Source organism: Sphingomonas colocasiae (assembly GCF_019880585.1).
Classification (GTDB): Bacteria; Pseudomonadota; Alphaproteobacteria; order Sphingomonadales; family Sphingomonadaceae; genus Sphingobium_A; species Sphingobium_A colocasiae.
On record NZ_JAINVV010000013.1, the window covers coordinates 248,517 to 268,916 of the forward strand.

At 66.0% G+C, this 20,400-nt stretch carries 14 protein-coding genes; 9 read left to right on the forward strand and 5 right to left on the reverse strand.

Translation table 11 applies throughout. The features are described 5' to 3' along the window. Window positions 1–31 precede the first annotated feature (31 nt). The gene (locus K7G82_RS26460; protein WP_222992963.1) at window positions 32–490 is read right to left on the reverse strand and encodes a YaiI/YqxD family protein; all 459 of its coding nucleotides are present in this window, start codon (window positions 488–490) and stop codon (window positions 32–34) included. A gap of 135 nt (window positions 491–625) precedes the next feature. On the opposite strand from K7G82_RS26460, the gene K7G82_RS26465 reads away from it, so the two are divergent. The 4 genes from K7G82_RS26465 to K7G82_RS26480 all read left to right on the forward strand — a co-directional run bounded on the left by K7G82_RS26465 (window position 626) and on the right by K7G82_RS26480 (window position 5,016). Further along, window positions 626–1,831, forward strand: a complete 1,206-nt coding sequence (locus K7G82_RS26465; RefSeq protein ID WP_222992964.1) for a toxic anion resistance protein — start codon at window positions 626–628, stop codon at window positions 1,829–1,831. Window positions 1,832–1,835: 4 nt separating this feature from the next. Then, window positions 1,836–2,552: a hypothetical protein gene (locus tag K7G82_RS26470; protein ID WP_222992965.1), complete on the forward strand. Its 717-nt coding sequence runs from the start codon at window positions 1,836–1,838 to the stop codon at window positions 2,550–2,552. 84 nt (window positions 2,553–2,636) lie between these two features. Then, window positions 2,637–3,260 (forward strand): YqiJ family protein, encoded by a 624-nt coding sequence (locus tag K7G82_RS26475; protein WP_222992966.1) that lies wholly within the window; start codon window positions 2,637–2,639, stop codon window positions 3,258–3,260. Window positions 3,261–3,264: 4 nt separating this feature from the next. Further along, window positions 3,265–5,016: a flotillin family protein gene (locus tag K7G82_RS26480; protein ID WP_222992967.1), complete on the forward strand. Its 1,752-nt coding sequence runs from the start codon at window positions 3,265–3,267 to the stop codon at window positions 5,014–5,016. 113 nt (window positions 5,017–5,129) lie between these two features. Here K7G82_RS26480 and K7G82_RS26485 read toward each other — a convergent pair whose 3' ends face one another. Next, complete coding sequence (locus K7G82_RS26485; protein ID WP_222992968.1) at window positions 5,130–8,432, reverse strand: M10 family metallopeptidase C-terminal domain-containing protein; 3,303 nt, start codon at window positions 8,430–8,432, stop codon at window positions 5,130–5,132. 598 nt (window positions 8,433–9,030) lie between these two features. On the opposite strand from K7G82_RS26485, the gene K7G82_RS26490 reads away from it, so the two are divergent. From K7G82_RS26490 to K7G82_RS26500, 3 genes are all read left to right on the forward strand, one after another. After that, on the forward strand, window positions 9,031–9,726 hold the full coding sequence (locus K7G82_RS26490; protein WP_222992969.1) for an EF-hand domain-containing protein: 696 nt from the start codon (window positions 9,031–9,033) through the stop codon (window positions 9,724–9,726). Window positions 9,727–9,808: 82 nt separating this feature from the next. Continuing rightward, complete coding sequence (locus K7G82_RS26495; protein ID WP_222992970.1) at window positions 9,809–10,543, forward strand: response regulator; 735 nt, start codon at window positions 9,809–9,811, stop codon at window positions 10,541–10,543. Further along, the gene (locus K7G82_RS26500; protein WP_222992971.1) at window positions 10,540–11,907 is read left to right on the forward strand and encodes a sensor histidine kinase; all 1,368 of its coding nucleotides are present in this window, start codon (window positions 10,540–10,542) and stop codon (window positions 11,905–11,907) included. Before K7G82_RS26495 ends, K7G82_RS26500 begins: the two co-directional genes overlap by 4 nt. Window positions 11,908–11,977: 70 nt before the next feature. Here the strand turns inward: K7G82_RS26500 and K7G82_RS26505 are convergent, their stop codons facing one another. Next, the gene (locus K7G82_RS26505) at window positions 11,978–14,122 is read right to left on the reverse strand and encodes a prolyl oligopeptidase family serine peptidase (RefSeq protein ID WP_222992972.1); all 2,145 of its coding nucleotides are present in this window, start codon (window positions 14,120–14,122) and stop codon (window positions 11,978–11,980) included. A 40-nt stretch (window positions 14,123–14,162) separates the two neighbouring features. Beyond that, a complete protein-coding gene (locus K7G82_RS26510; RefSeq protein WP_222992973.1) occupies window positions 14,163–16,256 on the reverse strand; it encodes a TonB-dependent receptor in 2,094 nt (697 codons plus the stop codon). Between the two features lie 172 nt (window positions 16,257–16,428). Between K7G82_RS26510 and K7G82_RS26515 the strand changes: the two genes are divergently transcribed. Together K7G82_RS26515 and K7G82_RS26520 are read left to right on the forward strand one after the other, a co-directional pair. After that, window positions 16,429–16,947, forward strand: a complete 519-nt coding sequence (locus K7G82_RS26515) for an RNA polymerase sigma factor (RefSeq protein WP_222992974.1) — start codon at window positions 16,429–16,431, stop codon at window positions 16,945–16,947. Next, window positions 16,944–18,005, forward strand: a complete 1,062-nt coding sequence (locus K7G82_RS26520) for a FecR family protein (protein WP_222992975.1) — start codon at window positions 16,944–16,946, stop codon at window positions 18,003–18,005. The genes K7G82_RS26515 and K7G82_RS26520 overlap by 4 nt, the downstream gene beginning before the upstream one ends. Window positions 18,006–18,046: 41 nt before the next feature. Here the strand turns inward: K7G82_RS26520 and K7G82_RS26525 are convergent, their stop codons facing one another. Continuing rightward, window positions 18,047–20,368, reverse strand: coding sequence for a TonB-dependent receptor (locus tag K7G82_RS26525; protein WP_246623890.1), 2,322 nt, complete (start codon window positions 20,366–20,368; stop codon window positions 18,047–18,049). Window positions 20,369–20,400 lie beyond the last annotated feature (32 nt).

Sequence of the window (20,400 nt, forward strand, 5' to 3'; positions counted from 1 at the left end):
GATTTGCTGCGTTGCGGGAAGGGGTAAGCCCCTATCCCCTTTTCAGTCGCACCAGCGCGGTATCCAGCGCCTGGAGGAAACGCGAGCGATCCTCCTTCGAAAAAGGCGGCGGACCGCCGATATTCGCGCCCATGCCGGCGCGCAGATCGGCCATGATCGCGCGCGTCGCGACGGCGCCGCCGATCGAGGCGGTGGTGAAGGGCTTGCCGTTGGGCCCGATCACCGTCGCCCCCGCCTTCAGGCAGCGATCGGCGAGCAATATATCGGCGGTGACCACCACCGCGCGGGCATCGGCCGCCTCCGCGATCCAGTCGTCCGCGGCGTCGAAACCGTCGCTCACGACGATGCGTGCGATCAGCGGGTGATCGGGAACGCGCAGATGCGCGTTGCTGACGACGGTGACCGGCACTTCGAGGCGCCAGGCGACACGGTAGATCTCGTCCTTCACCGGGCAGGCATCGGCATCGACGAGGATTCGGACGGTGGACATGGCGGCGCTATGGCCCCTGACAAAGCGGCACGGCAAGCCCCGCAGCCCCGCGATCGAGATATCCCGCTCACCGTCATGCTTGAACAACACAGCATTTCCCTCCATCTTGGGGGTGCAAGGGCAGGAGGTTTTTGAATGGCTACCGAAACTTTGGTTGCGGAAGAATTGAAGCTGACCGCACCCGAGCCCGTTGCGCCCATCGCCGCTGAAAAGGCGGCGGGGCTCGTTCCGATCGAGGACGAGAAGAAATCGAAGCTGGACGAGAAGGTGGACGGCTTCATCGCCGATCTGGTCGCGCAGGACGCGAACAGCCCCGAATTCGGCGCGAAGGTGGATCAGATCACCAATATGGGCCGCAAGGAGATCATGGAGGCGGCCGGCCAGTCCAACCGCTTCCTCGACCGGCCGGTTCGCGCGATGGACCAGGAAACCGGCGTCGGCGCCGACCTGGCCGAACTGCGCCGCACGATCGAGGATCTCGATCCCAGCAGCAAGGGCGACCTGATGGCGCCGCGCAAGCTGTTCGGGATCATCCCGTTCGGATCGAAGATCCGCAATTATTTCGACGGCTACAAATCGGCGCAGAGCCATATCTCGACGATCCTGGTCAAGCTGGCCAACGGCAAGGACGAGTTGCTGAAGGACAATGCGGCGATCGCGGTGGAGCGGCAGAATCTGTGGGCGGCGATGGGCCGGCTCGAACAGATGATCCATATCTCCAAGACGATGGACGCCAAGCTGGAAGCCAAGGCGATGGAGCTGGAATCGACCGATCCGGCCAAGGCCAAGGCGATCAAGGAAACCGCGCTTTTCTACGTCCGCCAGCGCACGCAGGATCTGCTGACGCAGATGGCGGTGACGGTGCAGGGCTATCTGGCGCTCGATCTGGTCAAGAAGAACAATGTCGAGCTGGTGAAGGGCGTCGACCGCGCATCGACCACCACCGTCGGCGCACTTCGCACCGCGGTGACCGTGGCGCAGGCGCTGACCAACCAGAAACTGGTGCTGGAACAGATCACCGCGCTCAACACGACCACCGCCAGGATCATCGACGGCACCGGCGAGATGCTGAAGAACCAGACGGCGCAGATCCACGAGCAGGCGGCGGCGAGCACGATCCCGCTCGAAACGCTGCAGCGCGCCTTCCAGAACATCTACGACACGATGGACAATATCGACACGTTCAAGCTGAAGGCGCTCGATTCGATGAAGCAGACGGTCAACACGCTGTCGAACGAGGTCGAGAAGTCGAAGGGCTATATCGCCCGTGCCGAGGGCGCGGCCCAGTCCGCATCGTCGGGCGGCGGATCCAGTTCGCCGCTGTCCGCGCTGGAGGGATAAGCCGATGACCGATGTCGACCGCCAGATCGAGCGGTCCAGCGAGCTGCTCCACCGCCTGTCGCCGCAGGCGCAGCGGCTGGCCCATCGCGCCCGTCAGCGCAAGCGCGCCTTCTTCATCAAGAAGATCGGCCGCGTCATCATGGCCGGCGGCGCGATCCTGATCGCGTCGGTGATCTTCGGCCTTGCCGTGGGGCCGATCGGCAGCAGCGGTTTCCTGGTCGCGCTGGGCCTGTTCATCGCCGCCGCGCTGCTGCTGCTGATCTATCCGCAATATCCCGAGGCGAGCACCGAGACGCTGGTCAACACCGACCTCAAATATCTGCCCGCGCAGACCGAGGTCTGGCTGTCCAGCCAGCGCAAGGCCCTGCCCGCCCCCGCCGCCAACCAGCTCGACCAGATCGGCCTGCGGCTGGAGACGCTGGGGCCGCAGCTCCAGACGCTCGATCCGCGCGAACCCGCCGCGCAGGAAGTGCGCAAGATCCTGACCGAGCATCTGCCCGATCTCGTCAACGGCTATAAGCGCGTGCCCGAAACGCTGCGCCGCGAGCGCCAGTCCAACGGCCAGACGCCCGACCAGCAATTGACCGAGGGGCTGAAGCTGATCGACGAGGAGATCGCGGAGATGACGCGCAACATCGCGGCCGGCGACCTCGATTCGCTGGCGACGCAGGGCAAGTTCCTGGAACTCAAATACCGCGATCCCGAAGGCATGCGCGACTGAACCGCGAGCGCGCCGTCCGCCGGTCGGGTTTCGTTTTGAGAATCACTCGGCTCCGTTCTAGTCTTACTTGAACAGGGAGACGTGATGACTTCGGCGTTGGCGTTCATGCTTGCAGGCGACAATGTCGTTTTCACGTCCGCGCTCGTCCTGATGGTCCTGATCGGCGTCGTCGAGGCGATCGGGCTGGGCGGCAGCGCGGTCGATCTCGATTCGCACGCCGATCTGGACGGTGACCTGCTGGGCTGGCTGGGCGTCGGCCGGCTGCCGTTGCTGATGCTGCTCGTCGTCTTCCTCTGCATGTTCGGCGTGATCGGCCTGTCGCTCCAGCAGCTCGCGGTGTCGCTGACCGACGAGACATTGTCGCCATGGCTGGCGGGGATCGCGGCGGCGGTCGCGGCGCTGCCGGCGACGGGCCTGCTTTCCCGCCCGATCGCGCGCATCCTGCCGCATGACGAGACCACCGCGGTCTCGCTCGAAAGCCTGGTCGGGCGCAGCGCGGTGATCGTGACCGGTCGCGCGGCACAGGGTTCACCGGCCCGCGCCCGCGTTTTCGACCAGCACGGCCAGACCCATTATGTGATGGCCGAGCCCGACAATGCCGGACAAAGCTTCGCGGAAGGCGAGGACATCATCCTCGTCCGCCGCGAGGACCATGTTTTCCGCGCGATCAGCGCGGGTCGTACCCACCTCCCACAACTGGATCCCTGACCCCATGAACGAGATCGTCGAAAGCGGCAGCAGCATGCTCCCCGTCCTCATCTATGCGGGCATCGGCTTGGTCGCGCTGATCACGCTCGGCATCATCATCGCCCGGCTCTACAAGCGCGCATCCAAGGAGATCGCGTTCGTCCGCACCGGCTTCGGTGGCGAGAAGGTGGTGATGAACGGCGGCGCGCTGGTGCTGCCCGTCTTCCACGAGACGATGCCGGTGAACATGAACACCGTCCGGCTGGCGGTGGAACGCAAGAATGCCGACGCGCTCATCACGCTCGACCGTCTGCGGATCGACGTGAAGGCCGAATTCTACGTCCGCGTCCGCCCCGATGCGGGGTCGATCGCGGTCGCGGCGCAGACGCTCGGCCTGCGCACGATGAACCCGGAAGCGCTGAAGGAACTGGTCGAAGGCAAGTTCGTCGATGCCCTGCGTTCGGTCGCGGCGGGCATGACGATGAACCAGCTTCACGAGCAGCGCAGCGATTTCGTGCAGAAGGTGCAGCAGGTTTCGTCCGCCGACCTCGCGATGAACGGTCTGGAGCTCGAATCGGTGTCGCTGACGGGCCTCGACCAGACCTCGATCGAGCATTTCAACGCCAACAACGCTTTCGACGCCGAAGGCCTGACCAAGCTCACCGAGCAGATCGAGATGCGCAAAAAGGCGCGCAACGACATCGAGCAGGATACGCGCGTGCAGATCGAGACCAAGAATCTGGAGGCGCAGCGCCAGTCCTTCCTGATCGGCCGCGACACCGAATTCGCGCGGCTGGAGCAGGAACGCGAGGTCGAGATGCGCCGGGCCGAACAGATCTCGGTCGTCGCCAGCCAGCAGGCAGAGCGCCAGCGCGAAGCCGATCAGGCCCGGATCGCCGCCAAGCAGGTGACCGATTCGGCGCAGATCGAGGCGGATCGCGCGGTTCAGCAAGCCCGGATCGCACAGGAGCAGGCAATCGAACTCGCACGCCAGGAACAGCAGATCGCGGTGCAGAATAAGAGCCGCGAGGAAAGCCAGGCGCGCGCGGAAGCAGACAAGGCACGCGCCGCCGCCGTCTCGGCGGAGGAGCAGGTCTCGACCGCGCGCGAATCCGAGATCGCCGAGCGCACCAAGAAGATCGAGCTGATCGAGGCGTCGAAGGAAGCCGAGCGCCAGGCCATCGGCATCAAGGTTCAGGCCGATGCCGAGAAGCAGGCCGCCGCCGACCGGGCCGAAGCGGTCCGCGAAGCGGCGCGCGGCGAGGCCGAGGCCGAGAAGTTGCGGGCCGAAGCGGCGCGCGTCCGTTTCGAGGTGGAAGCCGCCGGCCAGCGCGCCGTGAACGAAGCGGCGAACCTGCTGTCATCCAACCAGATCTCGCTCCAGACCAAGCTGGCGCTGCTGAAGGTGCTGCCCGAAGTGGTGCGCGAGGCGGCGAAGCCGATGGAGGCGATCGACAGCATCAAGATCGTCCAGGTCGACGGGCTGACCGGCAAGGGTGGTTCGGCGGGCGTGGGCGGCGCCAATGACGATGGATCGGGCGGCGACCGCAATCTCGCCAACAGCGCGGTCTCGGCGGCGCTGCGCTATCGCGCGCAGGCCCCGGTGATCGACGGACTGATGAAGGAACTCGGCTTCGACGGCAGCTCGCTCGACAGTCTGGTCGCGGGTGCGGCCGGCAGCGACTACCCGGCCGTGGCGGATGAAGCCGCCCGCAAGCCGCGCGGCAAGACGAAACCCGCCAGAGCCGAGGAGGAAGGCCAGGACGCCGCCGAATAGAGGATTTGAGATCAGGCGCACGCCTGGCGGCGCGCCAGATAAAACAAGCAAAGAGCGGGCCGCGCTTCGCTGTGAGCGCAGCCCGCTGTCGCTATCCGCTCCGCACGATGCGATCAGGCGAAGCCGTCGGCGAGCAAGTGGATGGGGGTGGATCCGATCGCCTGGTCGCCGACCTTCACGGCACCGTCATAGATCAGGATGCGATCCCCGTCGGCGAAGCGCAGGGTGGCGCCGACAATGCCGATAGGAACGAGCAGTTCGATATCGTCGGAGACCAGAACCGCCAGGCTGCCCGCGACCCGCGCCGTGAAGCTGGTCGCGGCTTCGTTCACGATGATGATGTCGCCGCCGGCGCTGAACGAGCCGTCGAGATTCGCCCGGCCACCCAGAATCTCGATCGTTTCCTGGCCGCGCGAACCGAATATCTCGACATTGCCCGAAACCGAGACCGATTCACCCGCGCCGATCACGACGCGCCCCAGCATATTGGGGTCGCTGCCGGTTGGAGCGGGGCCCGATTCGGCAGCGGCGGAGAGCAGGCTCAGCGCCGAGCCGATCACCTGGCCACCCACACGCACGGCGCCGTCCGCATAGACCAGAGTCCGCAACCCGTCGTCGAACAGCAATGCGGTGCCGACCGTACCGACGGGAATGGCAATCTCGGTATCCCCATCGGACAGAATGGCATTGCTCCCGCCAACCGAGACCACATAGTCGGCGGCATTGCCGTGCAGCCGGACAAGATCGCCACCGCCGCTGAACGAGCCATCCAGCGCCACCGCCCCCGGCCGGTCGAGGATCGTGATCTCCTGGAAACCCGCCCGCGTACCGAATATGTCGCTGTCGCCGCCGCCCCAGCTACCGACGAACTTGCCCGGCGCGATCAGCCGGCTGCTCCTGACGGCGGCTTCGGTCGTGAAGTCGTAACCGGTCAGGCCGGCATAATCATTGCCCGAAAGATCCCTGATCGCTCCAGCCGCGATCGAGACCGTGTAACGGGTCCCGGCGGCGAGTTCCTGGGTCGGATCGACAACCAGCATTGAACCGGAGACAAGGATGCGGCCGCTCGTCGCGATGTCGAAGGTCTCGACCATCGTGCCGTCGTCGCGGCGCAGGACGACGGTTCCGGCACCCCGTGCGATCGCCTCGTCGAACTGTGCGACGATATTGGCGTTGACCACCACGCCGACGGCCGCATCACTAGGGGAAATGGTCGCCAAAGCCGGCGCGGTTCGGTCCACCGCCAGGGTGCGCAGTTCCGCCATCGTCTTGGCGACGCCCGCGAAGACCGCGGTTTCCACATTGGCCAGCCGATCGACACCCTGGTTCTTCGTCTCGACAACGCAGACGTCACCGTCGAAGCTGATCACGCAATCCGCGAGGACATCGGTAAACTCGGCCCGGTCGGCGCCGGCGCCGCCATCGATGCTGTCATTGCCGGCACCGCCGACCAGCACATCATCGCCGTCGCCGCCCTCCAGCCAGTCGTCCCCCGAGCCGCCGTCGAGCGTATCGTTGCCCGCCTCGCCCATGAAATGGTCTTTGCCGAAAATGCCGTAAAGCAAATCATTGCCGGCACCCGCACGGACCGTGCTGTCGCCTTCGAGCGTGCCGACGAAGAAATCATTGCCATTGCCCATGACCAGATCGAACCGCTCGATCGACGTGAACTCGATCAGCGAAACGCCATTTCGCAGGATCTCGCCATGATATTGATCGGTCCGGACGAGCCAGGCCTCATGGGAATCGGGCGCCCAGTCCGTCAGGGCGAGCGTATCGGTGCCGGCACCGCCGTCCACGGTGGCCTTGCCCGACCCCGGATCGAGGCGGTCGTCGCCATATCCGCCGAACAACCCGTCGTCACCCGCGCCGCCCAGCAGCGTGTCGTTGCCGAGTTCGCCGAACAGCAGATCGTCACCGTCTCCGCCCGAGATGAAATCGTGGCCGTTCATATCGAACAGATCGTCCATCCCGTTGCCGCCATGGATGGTGTCGGCGCCCGCACCGCCTTCGAGCGAGTCGGATCCCTCGCCTCCGACGATGAAATCCCCACCATCGCCACCCTGGATGCTGTCCGCACCCGCCATGCCGAACACTATATCGGCGCCTGCAGTACCGGCGACGGGGTTACCGCCATTGCCGTCCACTGTCGCCGCGATCGCGCCGGGCAGCAATTGCTCGAGCGTGAAACTGCCATCGACCAGGATGGAAAGCACGCCGTTCGCCGTGGTCGCGTTCAGGCGGGTCGCGCCACCTTCCGCCGAAACCGAAAAGCCGGTCGCGCCGGTCAGACGCAGATCGATGGTATCGACGCCCGGCGTGAAATCGACGATCCGGTCAGGCGCCGCCTGCGTCGAATCGCCCGCGCCTTGAAACAGGAAAACGTCCGCGCCATTGCCACCGCGCAGCGTGTCCGCTCCGGCACCGCCAATGATGGTGTCGGCGCCGTCACCGCCATCGATCGTGTTACCCGCCTGATTGCCGGTGATCAGATCGTCGCCGCTGCCGCCGACCGCATTCTCGATCACGACGCCGTTGGCGATCGAAAAGCCGCCGATGATGCCGGTCGCCTGCGAGAAATAGCCGCCGCCGCCGGGCGCCACCTGCAAGGTGGCGGCGCGCAGGTCGATCACGCTTGCGGCCGCCCCCTGATACCGCACGGTATCGTTGCCGCCGGCATCCCAGATGCACCAGAAATAGGTGCCGATGCCGTTGGTTGCCGGCAGGTCGTAGATATCGTCACCGGCCCCCGTCGCCATGTTGGCGCCGTAAATCGCCTGCGCCGCCGCGATATCGAACGCCATCGGCCCGCCGATATAGCCCCACTCGACCGAGTAGGAGAGGCCGAAGCGCGACTGATGATCGCCGACATAGGACATCACGCTGTAGGCATCGGTGTTCAGATCGAAGGAACCGCGATCCTGCGGCCCGGATGCGCCGGGGAAATAGACGTCGCCAGAGCCGCCATCATGGGTATGATCAAGCCCCAGGCCATGTCCGAGCTCGTGCAGCAGGATGCGGAAATACTCGCCGCCGACGCGGCTGTCCCCCGGATCGCTATTGGGCAGCAGATCATAACCGCCGCCATAGACGCCGACGAACGAGCTCGGATAATAATGGTAGGCGGTCGCGCCGAAGGAATAAGGCGTGAGGACACGCTCCACCCAATTCGCTTCGGACGCCGAGAACACTTCGGTGAAATCGAGATCGATCACGCTCGCCCATGAGGCGACGGCTGCCCGCAGTCCATCGCCGGCGCCGTCCTGATCCCAATCGTTCACGCCATTATTGTCGTGATCGCTCGGCGCGATATAGTAGGTCACCGGGCCGGCATTGTTGTAGCGGACGCCCGCCGCGAGCGCGAGAATGAATGGATTGTCGGTCGCGGGCGTGAAATTTTCCGCTGTCGTGCTCATGAAGATCCCCCCGGACTCGAACCTTGTCCGGTCCTAGCGAGGAGGCCGGGTATCGACAACCGTGGCCAGCCAGGCCGCGCACGTCCATTTCGCGGCCACCTCATCCGCCGCGCGACACCGGCCGGCATCCGCTCGGTCCGGCACGGGATCACGCATTCGATGATTCTGGTCGATGCGATGCCGTCATCACCGGCATCGGGGTAACGGGCGAGCGACCGGAGACGCGGCAAAAGAAGCGACCCGCGAAGTCGGAACTTCGCGGGCCGACGTCGCTAGGCCAAGGGAAGCCTAGAAACGAACTCTGCGCAGCTTTGAGGATATCGGCCGATCGATGCCCTCATTGGATTGCTGCGTGCTTGCCCCGCCTGTCTGCGGACGGCTGGTTTCTGCCGAATGACAGATTCTTGCAGTATGTTTCAACCGCCCGCGCCGCGCGGGGCAGGCCGGATCGCGGCAATACCGCCCGCATGCGAGGCGATCGCGGCATTGCACGCGCCGCGCCGCTGAAATTTCCGAGCAACATTTGCGGCCGATGGACGCATTCGGGATGCGCCGGATCGCTCAGGCTCTCCTCGAACGGCCTGATAAGGGATGATTGATGCGCAAGATGATCGCTGTCCTGGCAATGCTGGCGGCCACGGCGGGGGGGCAGGCGCAGAATGCCCCGCCCGGCGGTGGGCGCCCCGGCGGCGGCGGGCCGCCCGGCATGGGCCGGCCGGGCATGGGCCAGGGCCCGCGAATGATGAAACCGATCAAGCGCCAGGCGTTCGACAAGGCCGTCACCGCCCTGTTCCGGTCCGGCGACGCCAATCGCGACGGTTTCGTGACGCTGGAGGAATTGCAGTCGATCGTCGGCGCGCGGCGCGATGCGATCGTGCGCACGCGCTTCGAGACAATCGACGGCAACCGCGACGGTGCCATCGACATGAACGAATTCCTGGCCTGGCAGCGGCGGCTGGGATCGCTGGCGGCGGCGGACGACCAGCGTCTGATCGGCAGCGACAGCCCCGTGCCGGAAGTCATCGCGCCCGAACTGGGCGACGACATGGACGATCGCATCCTTGCCCGCCTCATCGAACCGCTGGGCGCGCTGATGATCGTCAATGCGAACAGCAATTACGATACCGGCACGTCGCTGCAGGAACTGCTTGTCTATCAAGGCAAGCGCTTCGACGCCGTGGACACGAACGGTGACGGCGAAATCTCGATGGAGGAGGCGCGCGCCGCCGATCCGCGCGACGGCCCGGCGCGCTTCGGGCGTCCGCCGGGCCGCCCGGACCAGCCGACACCATGAACCGACGCATCGCGCGATGTTCCGGATTTCGCGACGCTGAATTATTGAACCGGTATGGAAACGCTTGATCGTGACGCTGCTGATGACTGACACCGCGCCGGAGACCGAGGCGCCGGTCTGCGTCCTCGTCGTCGACGACGATCGCGATATCCAGACCCTGGTCGCCGAGAGCCTGAGCGCGCGGGGCTATCATGTGCTGTGCGCCTCGAACGCGGTGGAGATGGACCGCCAACTCGCGCAAAATCCGGTGGACCTCATCATCCTCGACATCATGATGCCGGGTGAGGACGGATTGTCGATCTGCCGCCGCATGGGCGGCCCCGGGAACCCGCCGATCATCGTGATGAGCGCGATGGGCGACGAGAGCGACCGGATCGTCGGTCTCGAAATGGGCGCCGACCATTATCTGGCCAAGCCGTGCAGCCCGCGAGAGCTGCTCGCCAATGTCCGCGCGGTGGTGCGCCGGTCGCGCCTGTCGGGAGCCCGCGCCGAGGAACCCCATCGATCGTTTCTGGGCTTCGCCGGCTGGAAAGTGGATCTGATCACGCGGGAACTGACCAATCCGGACAATGTGCTGATCAACCTGTCCGATGGCGAGTTCGCGCTGCTGCGCGCCTTTGTCGAGCGCCCGCGCCGTGTGCTGACCCGCGAACAGCTTCTGGAGGCTGCGCGCGGCCCGGATTCGGATTCGTTCGACCGCGCGATCGACGTCCAGGTCAGCCGCCTGCGGCGGAAATTGCTGATGCCCGATCAGGAGATGATCCGCACGGTGCGCAATGAAGGCTATATGTTCACGCCCAGGGTGATGCGACTGTGACCATCGCCGCCCGTATCTCCGGCCTTGTTCCCGGCCGTATCCGGCGGCTCGTCCAGCCCCTTTTCATCCAGATCTTCCTGACGATGCTGGCCTGCGTGCTGCTGGTCCAGCTCGTCAACATTCTGGTCGTGGTGGCCATGCCGAGGCCGATGCCCGAGGTCTTCACGCTCGCCGACATTCGAACGGCGCTGGTCACGGGCCGGGATCCGACCGGCCGCCTCGACGTCGCAAGGTCTGGTACGGTGGATTTCGACACGAGCGGCGGACGCGCCCAGCACATGCGATCGGCGCTCGCGCGCGAGATCGGGGTGGCGTCCGACGCGATACGTATGTCGTGGCATATGCCGATGCGCCTCGGCCCGAGGCCCCCTCTGCCCGCGCCCTATGCCCAGGACCGTGGCGCGCCGGGATGGCACGAGGATGCCAGACGGGATCTGGTGATCGGCCGCTTCTCGGTCGCCATGCGGCAAGCCGATGGCAGTTGGCGCATCGCCACCTCGTCACGCGGGCTCGACCCCTTCCAGCTGCGGCTGCTGATCTGGCTGCTGGCGGCGCTCGTGCTGGTGACGCCGTTCGCCTGGCTCCTCGCCCGGCGCATCGCGGCACCCATCGGCGCGTTCGCCGCAGCCGCCGAACGGCTGGGCAAGGATCCCCGCCCCCACGCGCTCACCCTGCACGGCCCGCGCGAGGTGGAAGCAGCCAGCCTGGCGTTCAACGAGATGCAGAATCGGCTTGGGCGCTATGTCGAGGATCGCACCGCGATGATGGGCGCGATCGCGCACGACCTGCGCACACCGTTGATGCGGCTCAGCTTCCGGCTCGAGAATGCGCCGGAAGATCTGCGTCGCAAGGCCGAGGCCGACATCCGGGAAATGAAGGACATGCTGTCCGCGGTGCTCGGCTTCGTCCGCGACATGAGCCAGACGTCGCCGCGCCAGAAGCTCGACCTGCGCGCGCTCATCGAAAGCATCGCCGACAACATGACCGATATGGGGGATGACGTCGTCGTCGAGGACGGCGCGGCCCTCATCATGGATGGGGATTCGCTGGGCCTGCGACGACTGTTCGGCAACCTCCTGTCGAACGCGGTCAAATACGGCCAGCGCGCGCGCGTGAAGATCGTCGCCGATCAGAAGATGGTGATGGTGGACATCGCGGATGACGGCCCGGGCCTTCCCGATGACGCGCTCGAACAGGTCTTCGAACCCTTTTACCGGCTCGAGCCATCGCGCAACCGCAACACCGGCGGGGCAGGGATCGGGTTGGCGACGGTGCGCACGATCGCACGCGCGCATGGCGGCGACGCCGCGCTCAGGAACGATCCGGCGGGCGGGCTGGTCGCACGGGTGACGCTCCCGATCTGAGCGGCCGCCTGGAGCAGCCGATCCGATTCTATCGAATCGGCTGCTCCAGATCGATGCGAACGGCGATCGATCAGCGCAGCTTGTCGATCAGGAAGGTCATCCGGTCCGCCATCAGTTCGGGCCGGCTGAGCGGGTCGCTGACGCCGTGGCCGCCTTCCTGGTCCTCCAGATAATAAACCTCCGATCCCGCATCGATCAGCCGCGCCGCCATCTTGCGGGCATGGCCCGGGCCGACGCGATTGTCCGATGTGGCGACGGTGAGCATGAACGGCGGATAGGATTTGCCCGCCTGCACATTCTGGAAGGGCGAATAGCGCTTGATCGCCGCCGCCATCACCGGATCGCCTGGATCGCCATATTCATTGGTCCAGGCGGCGCCCATGCCCATCAGCGGCATGCGGATCAGGTCGGTCAGCGGCACGTCGCTGACGATCGCGCCATAGAGATCCGGCCGCTGCGTGCCCATGGTCGCGGCGAGCAGCCCGCCATTGGACTGGCCGAACACGCCAAGATGCTTCGGCTTGGTGAACCCCTCGCCGATCAGCGCCTCGCTGACCGCAGCGAAATCGTCATAGCTGTTCTGGCGCTTCTCGCGGATCGCCGCCAGATGCCAGGCCTCGCCCCGATCGCCGCCGCCCCGGATGAGCGGCAGCACGAGCGCGCCGCCGCGCGTGAGCCAGGGCACCAGCGAACGCCCGCCGACGATCGCGTCGAGATAGCCGGGCGTGAAGGAGAGCGCAAAGGCGCCATAGCCGGTCATCAGGGTCGGCGTTTCGCCCGGCCGCGCCGGCGATTTGGGGCGCAGCAGATAATAGTCGATCTCGGTGCCGTCCTTCGACCGCGCTGTCTTCAGGTCGACGGTGAAGCGGCTGGCGTCGAACACCGGCTTTTCGGCGAAGAGTTCGGCCGTTCGCCCGCCCGCGCCCGACAGGTCCAGCCTGGTCGGCAGCAGATAGCCGGTCCGCTGCACCACCGCATCGTCGCTCGCGGGATTGGTCGCCGCGACGCTGACGCTGGTGCCGACCGGTTCCGCCGCGCCGCGCGTCACCGTCCACGCGCCATTGGCGAAACGCGCGGTGTCGAGCCGCTTCACGCCGCGACTGTCCATCGCCATGCGCACCGTCGTCCGCCCGGCGGCGAGGCTATTGAACCCGGACAGGAAATCCTTCCCATTGGGACGCGCGACGACGCTGAAGCGCTTGTCCGCCGGGGTCGCGCGCCGCACGTCATAGGCGACGATGGTTTCGGCGGGCAGCGCCTTGCCGGCGACCGTCGCATCCTCGGCGAGTTGGGCGACGATCCAGTCACCACCCGTCACGAACGCCAGCATGCTGCGCCGCTGCGGGATCGCGGTCGTCTCCACCGAACCGTCCCCGCGAACGATCAGCGTCTCCAGGTTGGAATAGTCGATCGCGCGGCTGATCACGCCGACGCGCTCGCCACCACTCCCAGCCGAACTCAGCGTCATGATCGCGTCGTTGGGCTGCGCGCGATAGACGATCCGCGCGGATTCGAGCGGCGTGCCGCGCGTCCAGAGCGAAACGGTGGTCGGCCAGCCGGTCGCGAGCTTCGGCGTGTCGCCCAGCGCATGTTCGATCAGCAGATGGTCGCGGTCCATCCAGATCGCCTGGGCGCGGCTGGCGGGCGCGCGGAAACCGTCCGCCACGAAGCGGCCGTCGGCCAGATCGAACTCGCGCAGCTCGACGTCGTCGGCCCCGGCGGGCGACAGCGCGAAGATGCAGCGATTATAATCGGGCGCCAGGCAGGCATCGGCGAACGAATAGGTGTGGAATTCATAAGGTTTGCCCTCCGCCTTGCGGAGCGCGTCCACGTCCAGCAGGTCTCGCCATGCGCCGGGCTTGCCATTCGCATCCTTGCTCGCGATCGACAGCACGCCATGCGGATTGGCGACCGAACGGCGGAAGCGGAGGATCCGATCGCCCAGGGGATAGAATTGCGGCGGCGGATCGCCGGCCTTGAGCAACGCCCGCAATTCGGCCTCGATTGCCGCGCGATCGTCCAGTTTGGCGATCCTGGCCTGTGCCGCCCTGGTCTGTTCGGCGGCCCAGGAGAGCGCCTTGGCGCTCTGCGGCTCCTCCAGCCACTGATAGCGTTCGTCCTGCGCATGGGCGACACCGCCCGACGCCAGCAGCGTGGCCGCCATCATGCCCAGTATCTTGCCCGTCCGCGCCTTCGGAAAAACATCCTTCTTCATCATCTCACTCCATGTCTGATTTTGTAGACGACAATCCCGATCAGCGCGCCGGGCCACCGAAGCGGAAGCTCGCCTCGATCCCGATAGTGCGCGGGCGGAAGCGGTAGGCGGTGATGTCATTGTCGCCCGGCGCGATCGGCTGGACGCTGCGATAGCTGGTCGCGCCATTCTCGTTGGTCAGGTTATCGGCGAACAGCGCGACGCTCAGTTGATCGAAATCCACGCCGATACGCGCGTCGATCCGGTTGGTGGCGTCGCCCGGCAGATAGCCGGGGAAGGAATTGAAGCGCCGCGGGCTGGCATGCTGCCAGCCGATGCGCGCGGTGCCGAGCACGCCATCGGCGATCTCCGTCCGGTAATCGGCCGAGGCATTGGCGGTGAATTTGGAAACATCGTCGACCGCGGCGCCGTCGACAATGCCCGTCCCCGCAACCGCGCCCGAATAGGTCGCGTCGACATATCCGCCGCTCGCCGAAAGCGTCAGCCCCTTCACGGGCCGCAGGATGACGCTCAGCTCGGCGCCCTTGGTGTGGGTGCCGTTCGAATTGATCAGGCCGTTGAAGCCGGTGGTCGCGATCGGGATGCGGACGGTCACGTCCTTCCAGTTGCTGTAATAGATCGCGCCTTCGATCGTCAGCATGCGATCGAACAGATCGGCCTTGCCACCCAGTTCATAGGTCCAGATCGAATCCTGCGCGAGCGCCGGCGGCAGGTCGATGCCGAACTGCTTGCCCAGCGCGACCGAGACGGTGGGCTGGAGCTGCCCGGCACGGAAGCCCTTGGCGGCGCTGGCGTAGATGGTGGTGTTGGGCTGGGGGTGCCAGGCGATGCTGACGCGCGGATTGAGGCTCTTGTAGGTGTCGCCCTCGTCCGGAGTCACGATCCCCGCATTGACCTCGTATCCGCCCAGATCCTCCTCATAATAGCGCAAGCCCGCGGTGATATCGATCGGCGCCCCGCCCAGCGTGTAGGTCGCTTCGCCGAACACCGCCTTCGCCTTGCTGCGCGTGAAATCCACATTGTCAATGCCGAACAGCGCGAACTCGACGCCGTCGCTGCGCTTCGCCTCACGCAGATAGCCGCCCACCGTCCATTGCAGCGGCCCATCGCCGGTGGAGGCCAGCCGCAGTTCATGCGCATCCACCTTGATGTCGATCGTCGCGACCAGCGTGCCGCCAAGCAGCGGGCCGCTCTGCGGCAGCGCGTATTTGCTGTGGGAATAGCCGTAGAACAGCTCCGCCCCGCCAAAGTCATAGCGCGCCGCGCCATTATAGAGCCGGTATCGGGACTTGCTGGTCAGCACCGAGGATCGCGACTGCTGGCCATCGTCGGTCGCGGTCGATCCGCCTTGCGGGAAGCTGCTGTTGAACATCCAGTAGCTGCCGGTGATCGACAGGCGATCGGTCGGATCGAAGCGCAGCTTCGCCCGGAAGGTATCGAAACGCTGGTCGTTCAGGTTGCGCGTGCCCGCCGCCCGGTTATCGACCCAGCCGTTGAAGCGTTCATGCGTGCCCGCGACACGGACCGCCAATATGCCGGGAATGATCGGCGCGTTGAAGGCGCCCTTGACCCCGCCATTGGTCGCGCCGCCGTCGGTGTCCGACACGAAGCCCGATGCCTTGGCCTCCCAATTGTCGAGATCGGCACCCTTGGTCAGGATGCGGACGGTGCCGCCCATCGACCCTTCGCCGAACAACGTGCCTTGCGGACCGCGCAGCACCTCGATCCGGTCCAGATCCCAGGCGCGCACATCCGGGTTCAGCGGAACCGTCACGCCGGTGAAGGGCAGATCGTCCAGATAATAGCCGTTCTCGTTCGCGCCGAGCGAGGTGGAGATGCCGCGGATGGTGATGCGCGACAGGCCGTTGCCCTGATCATAGACGCCCACGCCCGGCGCCTCCTGAAGAAAATCGCTCAGGTTGCGCGCGCCGCGCTGCTCCAGCGCCTCGCCCGAGACGACGTTCAGCGCGATCGGCACGTCGATCGCCCGCTCCTCGCGCTTGCGCGCGGTCACGACGATATCGTCGCTCTCGGCCGCCTCCGCGCCGGCGCTCTGCGCCATAGCGGGGCTGATCGTCGCCGTGCCGCCGAGCAGGCCGATCACGATCGCGTGCCGCAGATTGAATATGGCCATATGGAGTCCCCTTCTCGCTTGTTATGTTGAGAAGGACGCGCCAGCCTCGGGGACAGATAGGACGATCTCGGAATTATTTTGGCGAACGCGAAAAAAGCGCGCGCGCTGCTATCCCTCAGCCGATCTGGCGCGTCATGCTAGACAGGGCTCACCAGATGGTGGCGGCGGCGAAATGACGGCGGTGGCACAGGAACAGCAACAATCGATCGAGAGCGATCTCTGCCGGCGGTGGCGCCCGGCGCTGGTCTCTTTCTTCCTGCGGCGCATCCGCAATGAAGCGGAGGCGGAGGATCTGGCGCAGGAAGTGCTGTTGCGCGCGCTCAACAGCAAGACGGCGATCGACCAGCTCGACGGTTATATTTTCCGCATCGCGCAGAATCTGCTCGTCGATCGCGCGCGCCGCCAACAGGTTCGCGACAGCCATGCCAGTGCGATCTTGTCCGAAACCGATGCGGATCTGTATGAACTCGATCCCGAACGGATCGCCCAGGGCCGCGAACAGGTGTCGAGCCTGATCGCGATCCTCGGCGAACTGCCCGAACGATCCCGCACCATGTTCATCCTCTATCGGCTGGAGAACATGTCGCAGGACGATATCGGGCAAATCTATGGCATCAGTGCCAATGCGGTGAAACAACATGTGGCGAAGGTGATGGGGGTCCTCGTCAAGAAAATGCGAGAAAAGACGTGAAGCTTGTCCATGATGATGGCGAGGTCGATCGCGACCAGCAGGCGGCCCTGTGGTGCATGCGGCTGTCCGAAGGCCCGCTGTCCGAAGCGGAGCGCGCCGAACTGACCGCCTGGATAGAGACGCCCGCCAACGCGGAGGCCTTTCATGATCAGGCCAGCCTTTGGGGCGTCACCGAAGCAGCCGCCACCGCCCCGGAGATGATCCGCATGCGCGGCGAAGCCCTGGACAGCTATCGCCGCGGCCATGCCGATCGCTGGCGTGGGCAGGCGCGCGCGCGGCCGCGCTGGGTGCTGGCGGGGCTGGCCGCCGCGGCGAGCGTCGTGATCGCGGTCGGCGCGATGACGCTGGTCCGCTTCACGGACCTGCCGGTCAGCGGCTCCGCCGATGATCGGGCCGCGCGCGCCGTCGACTATCGCACCGGCACCGCCGAGCGCAGCGTGGCGGTGCTGGAGGACGGATCACGCCTGACGCTCGACGCGGACAGCGCGGTCAGCGTGCGCATCACCGATGCGCGCCGCGACGTGAAGGTGCTTCAGGGGCGCGCGGGCTTCGAAGTGGCCAAGAACGGCCGCCCGTTCGCGGTGACGGCGGGCGACAAGACCGTTGTCGCCACCGGCACCAGGTTCAGCGTCGAACTGCTGGGCAAGGCGACCAATGTCGCGCTCTACGAAGGATCGGTCGATGTGCTCGGCGCGCGCGCGGGCGGCGCGCGCAAGATCACCGCGATGAAGCCCGGCTCCGCCCTGACGCTTCCGGCATTTGGCGATGTCGACAGCGCCCCGCCACGGATCCAGTCGGCGCGCGCGCCGCTCTGGGAGGCTGGCCAGCTCGAATTCGTCGACGAACCGCTGCCCGAGGTAGTCGCACGCTTCAATCGCTATGCGGCGCGCCCGCTGGTGATCGGTGCCGGCGTACCCGCGGATATCCGGATCACGGGCGTGTTCGAGGCGAACGACGCGGCGGCCTTCGCCCAGGGCGTCGCGGCCTTGCACGGCCTGACCGTCAGCCGAGGGGATCGCGAAACCGTGCTGTCGGCGGGATCCGGCGCCGCGCGCTGAGCGCGTCACATGGCGTGCCGGTGGTCAGGGCGTGCCGGTGGTCAGGGCCTGCCGCCGAAGCGGAGACTCGCCTCGATCCCGATCGTGCGCGGGCGTGGGCGGAATGCCGAGATGTCGGTGCCGCCCGATGCGATCGTCTGAACCAGACGATAGCTGGTCGCGCCATTCTCGTTAGTCAGATTGTCCGCGAACAGCGCCACGCTGACACGGTCGAAGTCCAGTCCGACGCGCGCATCGATCCGGTCGATCGTATCGCCCGGCAGATAGCCCGGAAACGCGACGAAGCTGCGCGGACTGCTGTGCTGCCACCCGATGCGCGCGGTGCCGAACACGCCATCGGCGATCTGGGCACCATAATCGATCGATGCGCTGGCGGTGAAGCTGGCCACATCGTCGGCGATCGCGCCCTTGATGATGCCCGTGCCCGCCACCGCGCCGGAATAGGTGGCATCGACATAGCCGCCATTCGCCGAGAGCGTGAGGCCGTTCATCGGCCGCAGGATCACCGACAGTTCGGCCCCCTTGCTGCGGATTCCCTTGGAATTGATCAGCCCGTTGAAACCGGTGGCCGCGATCGGGATGCGGACGGTCACATCCTTCCAGTCGCTGTAGTAGATCGCGCCCTCGATCGTCAGCATGTGATCGAACAGATCGGCCTTGCCGCCCAGTTCATAGGTCCAGATCGAATCCTGCCCGAGCGCCGGCGGCAGATCGATGCCGAACTGCTTGCCCAGCGCGAGCGATGTGGTCGGCTGAAGCTGGCCAGCGCGAAAGCCCTTGGCGGCGCTGGCATAGATGGTGGCATCGGGCCTTGGATGCCAGGCGATGCTGACGCGCGGATTGACGCTGCGATAGGTGTCGCCCTGATCATGGGTGACGATGCCGGAATTGACCTCGTACCCGCCCAGATCCTCCTCATAGTAACGCAGGCCCGCGGTGATATCGATCGGCGCCCCGCCCGGCGTGTAGGTCGCTTCGCCGAACACCGCCCTCGCCCTGCTGCGCGTGGAATCCACATTGTCGATGCCGAACAGCGCGAAATCGAGATTGTCGTTGCGATCGGCGTCGCGCAGATAGCCGCCGACGGTCCATTGCAGCGGGCCGCCGCCGGCCGATGCCAGGCGCAATTCATGCGAGTCGACCTTGATGCCGATCACGGCGCTGATCGCGCCGCCGAGCAGCAAGCCGTTCTGGGGCAGCCTGTAATCGCTGTGCGAATATCCATAGAAGAGTTCGGCGCCACCGAAATCATAGCGGGCCGCGCCGTTGTAGAGCCGGTGCCTGGGCGTGGTGCGCAACACCGACGAGCGCGATTGCTGGCCATTGTCGGTTCCGAGCGAGCCCCCCGTCGGAAACCGCCCCTGGTAGAACCAGTAGCTGCCGGTGATCGATAGCCGTGCGACGGGATCGAAGCGCAGCCTGACGCGGACGGTGTCGAATCGCTGGCCGTTCAGGTTGCGCGTGCCGGCGGCATCATCGTCCAGCCAGCCATCGAACCGTTCATGCGTCGCCGCGACACGAACCGCCAATATGCCGGGGATGATCGGTGCGTTGAGCGCCCCCTTGATTCCGCCATTGGCGCCGCCGCCATGGGTGCCGGACATGAAACCCGCCGCCTTTGCCTCCCAGACGTCCAGATCCGCACCCTTGGTCAGGATGCGGATGGTGCCGCCCATCGATCCTTCGCCGAACAATGTGCCCTGCGGGCCGCGCAGCACCTCGATCCGGTCCAGATCCCAGGCGCGCACATCGGGGCTGAGCGGCACCGTCACCCCGGTGAAGGGCAGATCGTCCAGATAATAGCCGTTCTCGTTCGCGCCGAGCGAGGTCGACACGCCACGGATCATGATCTTGGACAGGCCGTTGCCCTGATCGTAGACGCCCACGCCGGGCGCTTCCTGGAGAATCTCGGCGACGCTGCGGCCCCCCCTGCGCTCCATCGCCCTGCCCCCGATGCTCGTCAGCGCCACCGGAATGTCGATGGGGCGTTCGGCGCGCTTGCGCGCGGTCACGATGATGTCGTCGTCACGGTCCGCCGCGCCGAATCGCGACGCGGAGATCACATAGATGCCGCCAGCCTGCCACCGCGCCGTCATGCCGGTGCCTTCGAGCAGCATCGCGAGCCCGTCGGCGGGGCAAATGGTCGCGTTGAAGGGCGAAGCGCTCAGCCGCGCGACATCGCTTTCGTTGAAGATGATCTGGATGCCCGCGGCGCGCGCATAGTCGCGCAGGACCTTCGAAAGCGCCCCGCCCACGCTCACGAACCGAACGCAACGTTCGCGCGCCTGAACGGCTGCGGGAAATGCCATCAACGCAATGGCGATCGCCGCCCCGTAACAGGCGTTCCGCTTCAGCCGTACCAATGCTGCCCCTTGACGAATTCCGCGTATTTTTT

Excerpts from the sequence above, each read along its gene's own strand:
- K7G82_RS26480 (WP_222992967.1), top strand. The coding sequence starts at position 3,265 with ATGAACGAGATCGTCGAAAGCGGCAGCAGCATGCTCCCCGTCCTCATC.
- K7G82_RS26505 (WP_222992972.1), bottom strand. The coding sequence starts at position 14,122 with ATGAAGAAGGATGTTTTTCCGAAGGCGCGGACGGGCAAGATACTGGGC.
- K7G82_RS26490 (WP_222992969.1), top strand. The coding sequence starts at position 9,031 with ATGCGCAAGATGATCGCTGTCCTGGCAATGCTGGCGGCCACGGCGGGG.
- K7G82_RS26485 (WP_222992968.1), bottom strand. The coding sequence starts at position 8,432 with ATGAGCACGACAGCGGAAAATTTCACGCCCGCGACCGACAATCCATTC.
- K7G82_RS26470 (WP_222992965.1), top strand. The coding sequence starts at position 1,836 with ATGACCGATGTCGACCGCCAGATCGAGCGGTCCAGCGAGCTGCTCCAC.
- K7G82_RS26465 (WP_222992964.1), top strand. The coding sequence starts at position 626 with ATGGCTACCGAAACTTTGGTTGCGGAAGAATTGAAGCTGACCGCACCC.
- K7G82_RS26515 (WP_222992974.1), top strand. The coding sequence starts at position 16,429 with ATGACGGCGGTGGCACAGGAACAGCAACAATCGATCGAGAGCGATCTC.
- K7G82_RS26495 (WP_222992970.1), top strand. The coding sequence starts at position 9,809 with ATGACTGACACCGCGCCGGAGACCGAGGCGCCGGTCTGCGTCCTCGTC.
- K7G82_RS26475 (WP_222992966.1), top strand. The coding sequence starts at position 2,637 with ATGACTTCGGCGTTGGCGTTCATGCTTGCAGGCGACAATGTCGTTTTC.
- K7G82_RS26460 (WP_222992963.1), bottom strand. The coding sequence starts at position 490 with ATGTCCACCGTCCGAATCCTCGTCGATGCCGATGCCTGCCCGGTGAAG.
- K7G82_RS26510 (WP_222992973.1), bottom strand. The coding sequence starts at position 16,256 with ATGGCCATATTCAATCTGCGGCACGCGATCGTGATCGGCCTGCTCGGC.